This window comes from Arthrobacter sp. RIT-PI-e, from assembly GCF_001187915.1.
In the GTDB taxonomy this organism is placed as follows: domain Bacteria; phylum Actinomycetota; class Actinomycetes; order Actinomycetales; family Micrococcaceae; genus Arthrobacter_D.
Genome location: NZ_LGIU01000085.1, coordinates 108,868 through 122,241, shown reverse-complemented (window position 1 = coordinate 122,241; position 13,374 = coordinate 108,868). Strand labels below are relative to the sequence as shown.

At 69.6% G+C, this 13,374-nt stretch carries 13 protein-coding genes; 6 read left to right on the top strand and 7 right to left on the bottom strand.

Going from position 1 to position 13,374, the window contains the following annotated elements:
• Position 1: 1 nt before the first annotated feature.
• From AC792_RS12455 to AC792_RS12445, 3 genes are all read right to left on the bottom strand, one after another.
• The gene (locus tag AC792_RS12455) at positions 2-2,068 is read right to left on the bottom strand and encodes a sensor histidine kinase (RefSeq protein WP_049830821.1); all 2,067 of its coding nucleotides are present in this window, start codon (positions 2,066-2,068) and stop codon (positions 2-4) included.
• Between the two features lie 136 nt (positions 2,069-2,204).
• Positions 2,205-3,263, bottom strand: a complete 1,059-nt coding sequence (locus AC792_RS12450) for a mechanosensitive ion channel family protein (RefSeq protein ID WP_049830820.1) — start codon at positions 3,261-3,263, stop codon at positions 2,205-2,207.
• Positions 3,264-3,448: 185 nt separating this feature from the next.
• Positions 3,449-4,195 carry a DUF7793 family protein gene (locus tag AC792_RS12445; protein WP_049830819.1) on the bottom strand — a complete coding sequence of 249 codons (747 nt, stop codon included), beginning with the start codon at positions 4,193-4,195 and terminating at the stop codon, positions 3,449-3,451.
• A gap of 148 nt (positions 4,196-4,343) precedes the next feature.
• Here AC792_RS12445 and AC792_RS12440 point away from each other — a divergent pair, with 148 nt between their 5' ends.
• The 3 genes from AC792_RS12440 to AC792_RS12430 all read left to right on the top strand — a co-directional run bounded on the left by AC792_RS12440 (position 4,344) and on the right by AC792_RS12430 (position 6,620).
• Entirely contained in the window at positions 4,344-5,714 is a 1,371-nt protein-coding gene (locus tag AC792_RS12440; RefSeq protein ID WP_049830818.1) for a dihydrolipoyl dehydrogenase family protein, read from the top strand.
• A 148-nt stretch (positions 5,715-5,862) separates the two neighbouring features.
• Entirely contained in the window at positions 5,863-6,234 is a 372-nt protein-coding gene (locus tag AC792_RS12435) for a hypothetical protein (protein ID WP_049830817.1), read from the top strand.
• Positions 6,235-6,332: 98 nt separating this feature from the next.
• Positions 6,333-6,620, top strand: a complete 288-nt coding sequence (locus AC792_RS12430; protein ID WP_235436712.1) for a DUF6480 family protein — start codon at positions 6,333-6,335, stop codon at positions 6,618-6,620.
• A gap of 67 nt (positions 6,621-6,687) precedes the next feature.
• Here the strand turns inward: AC792_RS12430 and AC792_RS12425 are convergent, their stop codons facing one another.
• The 4 genes from AC792_RS12425 to AC792_RS12410 all read right to left on the bottom strand — a co-directional run bounded on the left by AC792_RS12425 (position 6,688) and on the right by AC792_RS12410 (position 10,256).
• Positions 6,688-7,014: a PRC-barrel domain-containing protein gene (locus AC792_RS12425; protein ID WP_049830858.1), complete on the bottom strand. Its 327-nt coding sequence runs from the start codon at positions 7,012-7,014 to the stop codon at positions 6,688-6,690.
• A 73-nt stretch (positions 7,015-7,087) separates the two neighbouring features.
• Entirely contained in the window at positions 7,088-8,146 is a 1,059-nt protein-coding gene (locus tag AC792_RS12420) for an iron-siderophore ABC transporter substrate-binding protein (protein WP_049830816.1), read from the bottom strand.
• A gap of 121 nt (positions 8,147-8,267) precedes the next feature.
• The gene (locus AC792_RS12415; RefSeq protein ID WP_049830815.1) at positions 8,268-8,690 is read right to left on the bottom strand and encodes a ChaB family protein; all 423 of its coding nucleotides are present in this window, start codon (positions 8,688-8,690) and stop codon (positions 8,268-8,270) included.
• Between the two features lie 618 nt (positions 8,691-9,308).
• Positions 9,309-10,256 (bottom strand): ATP-grasp domain-containing protein, encoded by a 948-nt coding sequence (locus AC792_RS12410; protein WP_082177711.1) that lies wholly within the window; start codon positions 10,254-10,256, stop codon positions 9,309-9,311.
• Positions 10,257-10,364: 108 nt separating this feature from the next.
• Between AC792_RS12410 and AC792_RS12405 the strand changes: the two genes are divergently transcribed.
• From AC792_RS12405 to AC792_RS17355, 3 genes are all read left to right on the top strand, one after another.
• Positions 10,365-10,868 carry a GNAT family N-acetyltransferase gene (locus AC792_RS12405; RefSeq protein WP_049830813.1) on the top strand — a complete coding sequence of 168 codons (504 nt, stop codon included), beginning with the start codon at positions 10,365-10,367 and terminating at the stop codon, positions 10,866-10,868.
• A 241-nt stretch (positions 10,869-11,109) separates the two neighbouring features.
• A complete protein-coding gene (locus AC792_RS12400; RefSeq protein WP_049830812.1) occupies positions 11,110-12,654 on the top strand; it encodes an alkaline phosphatase in 1,545 nt (514 codons plus the stop codon).
• A 71-nt stretch (positions 12,655-12,725) separates the two neighbouring features.
• Positions 12,726-13,304, top strand: a complete 579-nt coding sequence (locus tag AC792_RS17355; RefSeq protein WP_049830811.1) for a hypothetical protein — start codon at positions 12,726-12,728, stop codon at positions 13,302-13,304.
• Positions 13,305-13,374 lie beyond the last annotated feature (70 nt).

Below are 13,374 nucleotides of genomic sequence, written 5' to 3'. Positions count from 1 at the left end.
ATCAGCTGCGGGCGGCCGGAAGGGTGGGCTGCAGGGCATCCACCAGGGGTACGCCCTCGGGCCGCTGCTCCGGCCCCCCCGGGAGGCACACGGTGAACTGCGCCCCACCCGTCGCACGATTCCGCACGCTGATCGCTCCCCCGTGGCTCTCGGCGATGCGGCGGCAGATGGCGAGTCCCAGCCCGGTTCCCGTGGCCTGCCGCAGCCCGTTCTCCGAGCGGTGGAACTCCTCGAAGACGCGATCCAGGTCCGCCTCCGGGATGCCGATGCCGTTGTCCGCCACGTGCACGAGCGTCCTGCCGCTCGCCTCGTCCACCGACGTGGTGACGGTCACCTCCCCCGTGCCGTCAACGCGCCCGTACTTCATCGCGTTGCCCACGAGGTTCTCCATGAGCTGGAGGAAGAGCCGTTCGTCCGCGTACACGGGATGTGGTGCATCCACCGTGAAGCGGACGGGAGCCGACTGCGTCCCCGGGAGTGCCGTCCGCAGATCGATGATGCCCTGCACCACCACCTCGACGTCCAGCCGCGCGGCGATGACCTTCTCCTCCTTGGCCAGGCTGTAGGCCAGGAGGTTGCGGATCTGTGCCCGCATGCGTCGACTGGCCTGCTGCAGACGCTCGATGCTGGCCTGCTGCTCGGCCACCGGGAGGTCCGGGTCCTCCAGTAGCTCCAGCCAGCCGTCGAACACGGTGAGGGGCGTGAGGAGGTCATGGGCCACCACGGAGGCGAACCGGCTGAGGTCCCGCTGCTGCACCCGCTCGTTCGTGACATTGCGGGCCACCACGACCGCACCCCGGCCTCCGGGCAGCGGGACGGCATCCACGGAGAGATGGAGCAGCCTGCCCGAACCGTCACCGACGTCCAGGTCCATCCGCTCCGTCACCACACCCCGGAGCGCCAGGAGGAGCGGGTTGTCGTGGTCCTCCAGAGGCCTGCCGTCACTCGTGGAGACCTCCAGGCCCTGGAACAGACCCGTGCCGGGCGCCCCCACGGGGCCCAGCCAGCGAGCGCTCGTCGCGTTCTGGAACAGCAGGCGCTGGTCCGGGCCCGCCACGAACACGCCGTCGTTCATCTTGGAGATCACGAGGTCGCGGAGCTCGGCGGAGGCCTGGGCCTCCTGGTTCGCCGCGGACAGCCGGTCGATCAACCGTCGTCGCTCGTCCATGCTCAGGGCGAGGACGGCGGAGAGCGAGAAGGCGATGAACATGAAGGACTGCGCCACGTAGGCGGCGGTGTCGTCCGCCAGGTCCTGGAAGGGCCCGAGGTCACGCAGGGTGAAGAAGACGAGGAACGCCCCGCAGGCCACCCCGTACACCATGGCCCAGCCGGATTTCAGCCGGAGTCCCGCCCACATGTGGGCGGGGATGGTGGTGTAGGCGATCGGCAGGGCGACGCTGGAGCCGAACGTGGCGGTGTACACCACGGCTGAGGTCACTGCGAGCGCCGCGTATTCGACGATCTGCGGCCTGGTGAGTGCGGCTCGCGGCTCGTACCTGCTCGCCGAACGGAGGTATGTCACCAGCACGATGCCGAGGGCTCCCAGAGCGGTCAGCGAGACGGAGTGGCGCACGAGCCAGGGGATGAACACCGCGAAGGGTTCGGCCATGCCGTCCACGGCGCTCCCTGCCACGAGGAACAGCGCGCCGACGGTGCAGGAGACGAGCGCCGTGACTCCCAGCCGGAAGAACTCACCCACCGTCCGCACGGTGAGATCCGGTACGAGCTTCCGGAACAGCTGGGTGGCCACGGCGGTCTGGACCGTGTTCCCGACGGCGACGGCGGCCGAGAGCAGCAGATCGAGACCGGTGAGGTGGTTGACCAGGGTGATGAGCGGTACGGTGACGGCGAGCGCCAGGAGGAAATCGCCACGGGTCCGCAGCGCCCAGAGCCCCCAGAGGAAGCTGGCTCCGGCTGCGGGCCAGACCAGGGCCAGGCCGGAGGCTTCCAGATTGGTGACGCGACCTGTCAGGCCGGCGACGATCAGCGCGAGGGCGAAGACCACATGGAGGATCGCCGGAGGAAGACCTGCCAGTTTCGCCGCGACGCTCTGCATCCCCATGCTCATGCCACTACCTGTTCGAATGAGTGTCCACACCGGTCGGACCAGAACCGGCGGCATGGCGGGTGAGAAGACCGCCGCGCCTCAGCCTACTGGGTAACACCATCCGTGGGCGTCTCCCTGATGTCGTGGCGCATCCTGGTCAGCGCTCCGCGGGTGGAGGAAGGGGCGAGGACACGGATTCCCAGCGCTGCCGCGGGAGGGCGTCCGGGTACGCGTCCTGGAGGTGGCCGACCATGGACTCGCGGATCTGGCACCGCAGGTCCCAGAGGGAACCACTGTCGGCGGCGCTGACGAGGATCCGCACACGGACCACGCCGTCCACGGCACCCGTCACCTGGAGGGACCCGGTACGGCCGTCCCACAGGGGCGAGTTCTGCAGGATCCCGTCGAGGTGCTCCCTGAGCGCCGCGACGGGAGCGTGCCAGTCGAGGTCGAGCTCCACGGTCCCGAGGAGCTCGGACCGGCGGCGGGTCCAGTTCTCGAAGGGCGTGCTGGTGAAGTAGGTGGAGGGCAGGATGATACGGCGTTCGTCCCAGACCTGCACCACCACGTAGGTGAGGGTGATCTCCTCGATCGTCCCCATCGATTCCTCCACCACCACGACGTCGTCCACCCGGATGGCTCCCGTGAAGGCCAGTTGGACACCGGCGAAGACGTTGCTGAGGGAGCTCTGCACCGCGAGCCCGGCGACGATCGAGATGAGACCGGCGGAGGCGAGGAGTCCGGCACCGAGCGCCCGGACCTCGTCGATGGTCAGCAGCACGGAGGCCACCGCCAGGGTGATGACCAGCGCCACCCCGATACGCCGGGCCAGGACGATCTGCGTCTCGAGGCGCTTCAGCCGCCGGGTGTCGCGCGCGACCGCCGCGTACCGGGAGAGGACCACCGTCTCGACGATGACGAGCACCACGGCGAGGAACCAGGCGAGCGAACCGATCAGCAGCAGGACCAGCGCGTAGTCCACCACGGCCGCCCAGGGCTCCCCGGCGGCCGTCTGGCCCAGGGCTATGCGTGCACCCAGCGCGGCCAGCACGAGGCGCGCGGGGTTACTGGCCTTGCGGGTGACGAGCTGGACCTCCGGCGTGGCCCGCAGCACCCGGTGCACCAGGCGACGGGCGCACCAGACGAGGACGAGCGCGACGAGGACGGCGCCGAGGACGGCGGCGAGGGGCTGGAGGGTGTGGAGCAGTGCTTCCATGCCTCCAGCTTCCCAGAGTGCCCGGTCGGACTCCGAACCGGGGCGCGTGGTCACGGCGGACACGCAGCGACCGTGCGTTGCACCACGGGCGGGCATCACGGGCGGGCATCACGGGCGGCCCGGGTGGCGGGAGGATCCCGGGACGACGCGCGGAGCCCGGGAGGTGGCTTCACATGGCGGCGGGACTAGGCCGGGGAGGCCCGGGCGAGCCATCGCCGGGCCTCGGCCACGGTGCCGAAGTAGCCGACGGCGTACAGGGGCTTCCGGAGCTGCCGGTAGTAGGCCGCGATGGCGCCGTCCTCCTCGATGCCCACGAGCGCGAGCGCCGTGACGTCCAGCCACCTCATGATGATCTCGATGGCATCCTCCGTGAAGGGGACCGGAGATCTGCTCAGTGACAGCAGGGGGAATCGCGTACCGCCGCTGAGCTCCTCGACCGCCCGTACCACCGCCTCGGCGACCGGGACGGTGACCTGCGCACCGACACCCCACTCCACCACCACGAGCTCGTTGTCCAGCCACACGTCGAAGGCGTCCGCCGCAGCGGTCCCGTGGTCCTGGTCGGTCGGGTCCGGCGCCTGCATCAGCCACTCGAGAGCCGTCGCCTCGTCGGTGAAGTACCTGCTGGGCGTCACCGCACGGTAGTTGAAGGCGGTCAGCACCTTCCCCATCTCGTCGACGCCCACCACCGCGGTGCGGGACGAGCAGGTGTCCTCGATCAGGATGCTGCGGGCCGTGGCGGTGATGGCCTCCACCAGACCGATGTTCACGAGGAGGGGCCGCCTGCCCCCCGGGGAGGCCGCGGTCACCGCGGCGATCGTCGAGCGGACGTCGTCCTCACCCATGGTGACACCCGCCGCCCAGCTCAGGCGCAGGAAGGCGCCGTCGTCCGTGAGTGTGTAGCGCGGCTGCTCCACGGCACCACCGGTCATGTGCATCGTCCCTCCAGAAACCCGAGTCCCGATCCTAGGCGCAGCGGCAGCATACTCACAGTCGCCGTCGTGGCCGGTACCACCCGTTGTGGGCACCCGGCGAGCGGGAGAGGATTGGACCACCCCCCGGCCATCGAAGGAGTGCCCCATGGACCATACGTTCGACGTCCTCGTGATCGGTGGTGGACCCGCCGGGATGGCGGCCGCCACCCGTGCGGCCGAACTCGGCGCCCGCACCGCCGTCGTCGAGCGCTCGGCACTGGGCGGTACCTGCGTGAACTCCGGGTGCGTGCCCACCCGCGTGCTCGCGAAGACGGCCCGCCTGTTCCGGGAGGTCCGTACGGCCTACGACTACGGGATCGCCGTCGCCGAACCCGCCGTGGACTGGGACAAGACGGTGCAGCGCGTCCGTGCCACCGTGGCGAGGGTCCTCGCGGCCAAGGAGTACGGGTCCACCATGGACCGCCTCGACATCGAGCTGATCGAGGGCGACGCCGAGCTCACGGGTGAGCACTCCGTCCTGGTGGACGGTCGCGAGATCACGGCGGCGTCGATCATCCTGTGCATCGGCGGGAGCGGTCGCCGGCTCCCCATCGAGGGCGCGGAGCTCGCCGTCCTCCCCCACGAGGTCCTGTCCCTCGAGCGGCTCCCGGGCACGGTGGCGATCATCGGCGGCGGGCACACGGGCGCACAGCTGACCACCATCTTCGACGCCCTGGGATCCGAGGTCCTCCTGCTCGATCTCGCCCCGCGGATCCTGATGACGGAGGACGAGGACGTGGCCCGTGCAGTCACCGCGAGCTTCCGCGGCAAGGGCGTGCAGGTGGAGACCGGGATCGGCGGGATCGACAGCATCAGGGAGGACGGCGGGGGTCACACGCTCGCGTGGCGGGGCGACGGCGAGGCCTTCTCGCGCTCCGTGGACACGGTGATCATGGCGGCGGGGTGGCCGGCCAACCTGGAGGGCCTCGGGCTCGAGGCGGCCGGGGTCCGGACCTCGAGATCCTTCATCCCCGTGGACGACTACCTGCGCTCCAACGTGGCGCACATCTTCGTGGCGGGGGATGCCAACGGCACCAGCATGCTGGTGCAGGCCGCGGTGTTCGAGGGCGAGACCGCAGCGGAGAACGCCGTGCTCGGGGCCACCCGCACCACGCCTCACCACCTGCTGCCGGAGGGCGGCTTCACTGATCCGGACTACTCGGGGGTGGGCCTCACCGAGGCGAAGGCACGCGAACGCGACAGTGAGTGCCATGCCGTGATGGTGCCCTACTCGGCGGTGGAACGGCCGATCATCGACGACCGCGAGCAGGGCTTCCTCAAACTGGTCACCGATCGCCACCGCGAGCTCATCCTCGGAGCACACGCGGTGGGTGAGAACGCGGTGGAGGTGATCACGGCCGTGGCCTCGGCCATGGCAGCCGGGACGGACCTGGCCACCCTGGCGCGGGTCAAGTTCGCGTACCCGACCTACAGCGCCGTGATCGGCCACGCGGCGAGGGCCGCCCTGCGGACCTGAACGGATCCACCCGGACCCACGTGTCACCGCATCGGAGCCGTACTCCCCGGTCCGGCATCTCACGTGGCCCGCGGTGTGACCCACTGCTAAGGTTGCAGTCATCCGAATGGCAAGGGTACTTACCTCTTTCTCGACGGCAGGGATGACGATGGCGACGACCGACAAGAAGTTCACCGCGACGGAGGATTCGACGAGCAAGCACCCGCAGGACTGGGGGCGCGCGATGTCGGTGGCGATCACCCGCCTCACGGAGATGGCACGGGAGGCCGGGGACACGGTCCACCACGAGGCGTTGATCGGCGAGGATCTCCACGTCTACGTCGAGGAGACCGAGGAGGGCGTGAACATCACGATGTCGTGGACGCCCCGGGAGCAAGCCGCTACGACCTCGGGTACCGCACCGGACGGCGCGGCCGATCCGGAGACGGACGGCCCGGGGTCCGACGGCGACGACGCACACAGTGCGGCTGGTCAGCGGTTCGACCCCACGGGTGGAAGCACTGCAGGTCTGGGGCAGTGAGCGCAACACCGGAACCCGTCACGGATCACTAAGCTTGCTGACGAGTTCCCGGGGTAGGCTGGCGGGAGAATCACCCGGCCAACCACGTGGAGGACAGCATGAGTGAACGCACCCCGGAGAACGTCAACCCAGGGGACGACCCGGTGAATGCGGCCAACCCCGATCCGGCGGACGGCAACGTCACGGGGCTCGAGCCCGGAGGTGGAGTACCGCCGGGCGAGACCCCGCCGTCGGAAGCCAGTACCACATGGCAACAGGGACGGAGCGAGGACAAGGCCCCCTCGAAGGCCGTACCCACCCTCGTCATCGGCGTGGTGGGGCTGATCGTGATCCTGGTCCTGATCTTCATTATCGGCAACATCGTGGGAATCTTCCAGATGTTCTGATCCTTCGCCCATGAGAAGGCCCCCGTCCGGCGTCGTGGACGGGGGCCTTCTTCGTCTGCCGGACCGCTCAGACCGAGGTGGTGTCGCCCCGCAGCCGGTAGTAGTCGATCAACCCCGACTCCTCGGCCGGGGTCAGCTCCATGTCACTGATCGTGGTCGGGGAATCGGTGATCTGGTCCCTCGTCCAGGCCACGTGGAGGTCCTCGCCCTCGAAGCGGGAGTCCGCCAGCGGGATGTAGTGCCTGCGGGTGTTCAGGAGCCCCAGGGACACGGTGATCCAGGCGGGGATACCGGACTCGTTCTCGAGGTGCACGTGGTTCACCTCGCCCAGCTTCTTGCCCCTGCTGTCCCAGGCGGTGGCGTCCTGGAGTTTCTTGATCTCAGCCTGGTCCATCGAGGTTCCCTTCATCGGTCGAGCGTCGGTCCCTCTCCATTCCAGCCGAGATACCCGCCGAAGGCAACGCGGGTCAGGACGGCGCGTCCGCGGCTTCCGCGAGCATCGGCAGGAACCGGTCGAGCGCCCAGGGCAGGCTCAGCGGGTCGGCCGCGGAGATGGAGAGGGTCAGCGTGTTGTCGCTGTCGGCCACCAGGGCCCCGTTCCGCACGGCGGGGATCTGTCCGAGCAGGGGGTCCTCGGCGATGGCCTCCTTGGTGGACTCGTCCGGGACCCAGGTCACGAAGATCTCCGAGTCCAGCTCGTCGGCCCGCTCGGCGGACCACGGGATGAAGAACTCCTCGGACCCGGCGGTGTTCTCGGTGACCACGTCCGCCTGCACCATGCCCAGCTCACTGAGGAACCGAGGACGGTTGTCGTTGGCGGTGTAGATGTTCACACCCTGGGCGCCGGCGGGGTCGAGGTTCCCGTAGATGAAGGTGGTGCCCTCGAGCTGCGGGTACTCCGCGGCGGCGTCCGTCACGGCCTGCTCGGTGTCCGCCACCAGCTGCTCGGCGTCGTCGGACAGTCCGAGCGCCTCACCGATCATGCGGGTGGAGTCCTGCCAGGCCGTCCCGTAGGGCAGCTCCGGGTAGGCGATCACCGGGGCGATCCGGCTGAGGGTGTCGTAGTCCTCCTGCGACAACCCGGAGTACGCGGCCAGGATCACGTCCGGATCCGTGGCCGCGATGTCCTCGAAGGGGATCCCGTCGGCCTCGGAGTACTGCACCGGTGCGTCCTCCGAGCCGATCGCCGCCCCGAGCTCCTCGAGTTTCGTGTCCTTCCAGGGGGTGGACCCGTTCTCGTTGCCGCCATAGGAGTCGATCGGCATGCCCACGGGCACCACCCCGAGGGCCAGGGCCACGTCCGCATTGGACCAGGACACCGTGGCCACGCGCTCGGGCCGCTCGGAGAGGGTCGTCTCACCGAAGGCGTGCTCGATGGTCACCGGGAACGCATCCGGATCGGCCGATGCGGTACTGTCCCCCACCGGAGCCGGGTTCGTACCGGCGGGGCCGGTGGAGCATGCGGAGAGGGACAGTGCTGCGATCGCAGCGACAGCCGCGAGGCTGCGGAGACGCGAGGGGGACATGGGGGTCCTTGACTTCTGAGCCGGACGGGCCGGGACTTCTGGACCGGACGGGCCGGGACGGATAGAAGTAAGGCTAACCTAATGAACCGTCAATTAGAAAATACTTCTGTTGCGTAATGCATCATCCCTCTCGCGCCTTCCGGGTCTCCCGGTCGTTCGCCTTCTGCAGTGCGTCGACGAGTTCGTCCTTCGTCATGGACGAACGTCCCGGCACGTCGAGCTTCTTCGCCAGGTCGTAGAGATGCCGCTTCGAGGCCCTCGCGTCCACACCGCCCGCCGTCGGCCCGGTGTTCTTGCCGCTCCGTGCCGCCTGGTCGTCGGACGGCCCCCTCTCCTCCTTGGCCTCCCAGTGGTCCCCCACCTTCTCGAACCCGTGCTTGAGCGAGGCGAAGGCCGTACGGTGCGCCCGCTCGCCGTCGCCGTACTGCTCCTCCGCGGCGTCCAGGGTGGCCGCGAACGTGTCCTGCGCCTTCTCCTCCGAGCGCTGGAGCGTACTCGGGATGATGTCCTGCTTGACCTTGCCGTCCTTCGTGAAGCGCGACATCGCGTCCGTCCTCCTCGTTCCGATGCGTCCGGCCGTCCGTCCCGGCGCGGTAGCAGCACGCTACCGCAGGCAGGCGACGTCGGCGGTGGTTCCTCGTCGTCCCGCGCCCCTCTCCCGCGCCGAGAGGGCACACATCACCACTCGTGAGGTCGATCCGCCGTTATTACTGTCCCCTCGGCGCACGCAGCGACACTGCGCGACAGCGAACGGGACCAAACTAGGCGGGCGAGTAGGCGAGCGGGACCGAATAGGCAGGCAGACGACGACGTCGTCCCTGTCATCCCGTCCCGCTCCACCTACACGACGAGAGGGCACACATCACCACTCGCGAGGGCGATCCGCCGTCATTACTGTCCCCTTGGCGCTCCCGGCGGGCACTGCGCGACGGCGAACGGTGCCGGACCGGACGGGCGAGTAGGCGATCGGACGAACGGGACCGGGTAGTCGGGCGAGCGAGCAGGCGACGACGTCGTCGTCCTCGTCCCGTCCCGCACCACCCCCACGCCGAAAGGGCACACATCACCACTCGTGAGGGCGATCCGCGGTCATTACTGTCCCCTCGGTACACCCGGCGGGCGACGCCGAACGACACCGGACCGGGCGGGCGACGTCGCCGTCTCACCCGAGGGTTGCCAGGTACCGGACCAGCTCGCGGGGCGCGGATTTCGGCGCCACCGCCTCGACGGCGGCGTTGTAGTTGGTGTTCGTGTTGACGTCGTAGGTCAACACACGGCCGTCGGCGGTCTCGATGAACTCGATCCCGCACACCTCCAGGTCGTTGCGCCGGGCGAACTCCTCGAAGCGGGCGATGACGGGCGAGTCGAAGCCCTCCCGCAGGGCGAACAGCTGCTGATCGGGTTCGGGGGCGATCGTGGCCCCGGGAGGCATGATCGGCTTGCCGGTCTCCGGGTCGATCGCGCACGCGTCCGCCGGGCACAGCTGGAACCCGCCGCGCGCGGTGTCGGCCGTGATGGCGTAGACGAACCTCCCGCCCACGATCTCCGCGCGGGTGATGAACGGTTCGGCGGCCTGGATGAACTCCTGCACCAGGGTGATGCCGTCCGCGGGCTCCTCGAACTCGGACGAGGCCACGTAGGCGGCGAGCTCCTCGTGGGACTCGAACTTCCTGACCCCGAGACCCTTGCCGCCCTGGTTGTGCTTCACGATGAACGGCGTCGCGAAACCGGAAGCGGCCTCGACGATCCGCTCACGTCCCACCGCGGCCACCGTGCGCGGGATGTCGATGCCGGCCGCCTTCAACGCGGTGAGCTGGTCCACCTTGCTCATCTCCAGCTCCAGGACGCGGCGCCCGTTGACCGTCCGGCGCCCGTGCGCCTCCAGCCAGGAGAGCACGGAGCGTGCGTAGTCCTTGGACAGTCCGTGGTCCCGGGTGTGCGCCGAGGCGCTGATCCGCGACCAGAAGATGCCCTCGGGAGGCACGGAATCGAGATCCAGCACGCCGTCGGTGAGGAGCCATTCGACCACCTCGACCCCCTCGGCCTCGAAGGCGCGGGCGAAGGGCGGGAACCACTCCGGGTTCTCGTGTAGGGCGTAGACCGTGGTCACGGTGGATCCTTGTCGTCGGGGACTGGTGTGTCCGTATAACCGGTGCACCCGGGGCGCCTATTCCGGTTCGAGGTACATCCCGCACCCACCGGATGGGAAGCTGGGGCCATGCTGACCGATCTCGACCTGCCCACCACCCTGCGGACCCCCGAGAGGTCCGTCACGCTGCGGCGCGCCACGGAGGACGACCTTCCGGCGCTCGTCTCCCTGCTGGCCGACGACCCCTTCGGTGCCGGCAGGGAGGACGCCGATGCTCCCGAGGCGTACCGGCCCGCGCTGCTCGAGGTGCTGCAGAACGCGTCCGACGATCTCCTCGTGGCGGCCGACCACGCCGGCACCCCGGTGGCCATGCTGCAGCTGACCCGCATCCCGGGCCTGGCGCGCCGTGGTGCCACCCGGCTGCTCGTGGAGGCGGTGCGGGTCCACAGCGCGCACAGGTCGGGCGGGATCGGCACCGCGGTGATGCGCTGGGTGACGGCGGAAGCGGCACCCGCGGTGGGCGCGTGCCTGGTGCAGCTCACCTCGCACGAAGCACGGAAGGACGCCCACCGCTTCTACGAGCGCCTGGGCTTCGCAGGTTCGCACCGCGGGTTCAAGGTCGAGCTCGGCTGAGCACCACGGAGCGACGACGGCGGTCGCCCGCCCCCGATGCCGGTGCATGGTCATCGAGCACCGCTGCACCGGACGGTGGCCGGGAAGCTTGAGCCTTCGAGTTCTCGACACCGAGTGTTCACCCGAATGTCATCCCGCTCATCCTCCACGCCATCCGGACTGCACCCCCGCTGCCTACCGTGTGATGTGCGCTACGCGGGGGCGGCGCTCATCACTCAGGGACGTATCTTCGGAGGACCACATGCGTAGGAAAATTCCGGTGCTCGCCTCGGCGACACTTGCTGGTGCACTGCTCGCCACCATGGCTGCCGGGGGTGCGGCCGGCCCCGCGCTGGCGAACGTGCCGGCCGACGTCAACAAGTCGGACCGGGGCCGTGCCCAGAACGTCATCCTGCTGGTCGGCGACGGCATGGGACGCACGCACGTCACCGCCGGACGCGAGCGGTTCGAGGGCGCCGCCGGCCTGCTGACCATGGAGACGCTGCCCTCCCAGGGCTACGTGAAGACGTACGCGGTGGAGGAGAACTCGGGGCAGCCGGGCGAGGCGGACTTCGTGCCGAACCTCGTGACGGACTCGGCGTCGTCGGCCACCGCGTGGTCCTCGGGTGTGAAGAGCTACAACGCGGCCCTGGGCGTGGACGCGAAGGGCCAGGTGGTTCCCACGGCCATGGAGCTGGCCAAGCAGGCCGGGTACCGGACCGGGAACGTGTCCACCGCCGAGATCACCGATGCCACCCCGGCCGGGCAGATGAGCCATGTGCTGGCGCGCGGCTGCCAGGGGCCGGTCTACTCCGCCGCGTCCTGCCAGAACACCGAGGTCTCCGGGGCCGCACTGGCCACCGATGACATCCGGGTGACACCCGTGGCGAAGCAGATCGCGCGGAACGGGACGGCCGACGTGATCTTCGGCGGCGGCCTCGGCCGGTTCGACGCCGCGGACGAGCAGGCGCTGCAGGCGCAGGGCTACTCGGTGCTCGGATCCATCACCGACAAGGTCCCCGCGACGAGGGACGACCTGCAGGCGGCCTCGGGCGCGAAGGTGTTCGGCCTGTTCAACACCGGCAACCTCACCGTCGAGAAGACCAAGCAGGACAACCCGACGGCGGTCCAGGCCGCCGAGCCCTCCCTCTCGGAGATGACCAGCAAGGCCATCGACGTGCTCGTGGACGGCAAGAAGAACCTCAAGGGCAAGGAGAAGGCCAAGAGCGCGGGCAAGGGCTTCTTCCTCCAGGTCGAGGGCGCGCTGATCGACAAGCGCTCCCACGCCAACGACGCAGCCCAGACCCTCGAGGAGATCAAGGCCTTCGACGACGCCGTCGCCGTCGCCCTGGACTTCGCCGAGCGTGACCGCAACACCCTGGTGATCGTCACCGCCGACCACGAGTGCGCCGGCTTCAACATCATCGAGAAGGGCACGTTCACCAACGCCGAAGCGCTCACCCCGCCGAGCAACGTGGACAGCGGCAACACCGCGAACAACTCCGCCCCGAGCCGCACCCAGCGCAGCACCCTGGACCCGGCACGCTCCACCGGGCCGGTCAACGGTGCAGGCGCGGGCAACGCGGGCAACTTCGCGCCCGCGACCTTCCGCACCGCCGACGACGCCGCGGACGTCCAGGACGGCTCACCGGAGGCGAGCCTCTGGCTGACCTACCTCTCCGGCAACCACACGGGTGCCGATGTGCCGATCTACTCCTACGGCCCCGGCAGCAGTGCGATGAGCAGGACGCTGGACAACACCGAGCTGTTCGGCATCATGACCGACGCCCTGCGTCTTCGCCGCTGACCCACGTCCACCTCCGAGGGCGGTGACCACCGAGGGTGGTCACCGCCCTCGGGCCCAGACCAGGAATCATCATGAACACCACCCCACCGCCCCCGTCCCCGCGCCTCCCCGCCGTCCTCGCCGGCCTCGCGCTCGGCCTGCTGCTCACCGGCTGCACCCCCGCCACGCCTGACGCCGAGCCGCAGGGGGTCGCGCAGGCGACAGCCACGGCCCAGCCGACGGAGGAGACGGCCGCGGAGCCCACCGCGGTGGTCCGGACGGCGTTCCCCGACCTGGAAGCACCCGAGGGTGAACCCGAGCTGGAGAGCATCGCGGACGCCCGCCCCGCACCGGGGGAGGTGGTCCAGGCGGAGGGCCCCTTCGACCAGCGGATCGTCCTCGAGGACCTGGTCTTCGACGGCACCGGCGTGTCCGGCGAGGTGGTGGTCACCAGCGACATCAGCGAGCTCCTGGCACTCCAGGTCCTGGCGGGCTTCTACGACGAGCAGGGGAACCTCCTCGGGGCCGATCGCTTCGACCACGAACCCGACGCCGGACACACCCACGGTGGACCTTCCGAACCGGAGGAGTTCGCCATCATGGTTCCGCCGGAGTTCGCGGACCGGGCCGTGTCGGCCGCCGTCGGGGTCCCCGTGCTCGTCAACGAATGACCCCCGATCGGTCCGCCCCCAGCGGCACCCCGTGGTGCGGGCCGATCGGGGAGTCGACCGGGGGCGGCGT

What these genes read in the sequence shown, in the direction of transcription:
- AC792_RS12455 (WP_049830821.1), bottom strand. Translation starts at nt 2,068, where the DNA reads ATGAGCATGGGGATGCAGAGCGTCGCGGCGAAACTGGCAGGTCTTCCT.
- AC792_RS12415 (WP_049830815.1), bottom strand. Translation starts at nt 8,690, where the DNA reads ATGTCGCGCTTCACGAAGGACGGCAAGGTCAAGCAGGACATCATCCCG.
- AC792_RS12435 (WP_049830817.1), top strand. Translation starts at nt 5,863, where the DNA reads ATGGCGACGACCGACAAGAAGTTCACCGCGACGGAGGATTCGACGAGC.
- AC792_RS12425 (WP_049830858.1), bottom strand. Translation starts at nt 7,014, where the DNA reads ATGGACCAGGCTGAGATCAAGAAACTCCAGGACGCCACCGCCTGGGAC.
- AC792_RS12450 (WP_049830820.1), bottom strand. Translation starts at nt 3,263, where the DNA reads ATGGAAGCACTGCTCCACACCCTCCAGCCCCTCGCCGCCGTCCTCGGC.
- AC792_RS12405 (WP_049830813.1), top strand. Translation starts at nt 10,365, where the DNA reads ATGCTGACCGATCTCGACCTGCCCACCACCCTGCGGACCCCCGAGAGG.
- AC792_RS12440 (WP_049830818.1), top strand. Translation starts at nt 4,344, where the DNA reads ATGGACCATACGTTCGACGTCCTCGTGATCGGTGGTGGACCCGCCGGG.
- AC792_RS17355 (WP_049830811.1), top strand. Translation starts at nt 12,726, where the DNA reads ATGAACACCACCCCACCGCCCCCGTCCCCGCGCCTCCCCGCCGTCCTC.
- AC792_RS12420 (WP_049830816.1), bottom strand. Translation starts at nt 8,146, where the DNA reads ATGTCCCCCTCGCGTCTCCGCAGCCTCGCGGCTGTCGCTGCGATCGCA.
- AC792_RS12430 (WP_235436712.1), top strand. Translation starts at nt 6,333, where the DNA reads ATGAGTGAACGCACCCCGGAGAACGTCAACCCAGGGGACGACCCGGTG.
- AC792_RS12445 (WP_049830819.1), bottom strand. Translation starts at nt 4,195, where the DNA reads ATGACCGGTGGTGCCGTGGAGCAGCCGCGCTACACACTCACGGACGAC.
- AC792_RS12400 (WP_049830812.1), top strand. Translation starts at nt 11,110, where the DNA reads ATGCGTAGGAAAATTCCGGTGCTCGCCTCGGCGACACTTGCTGGTGCA.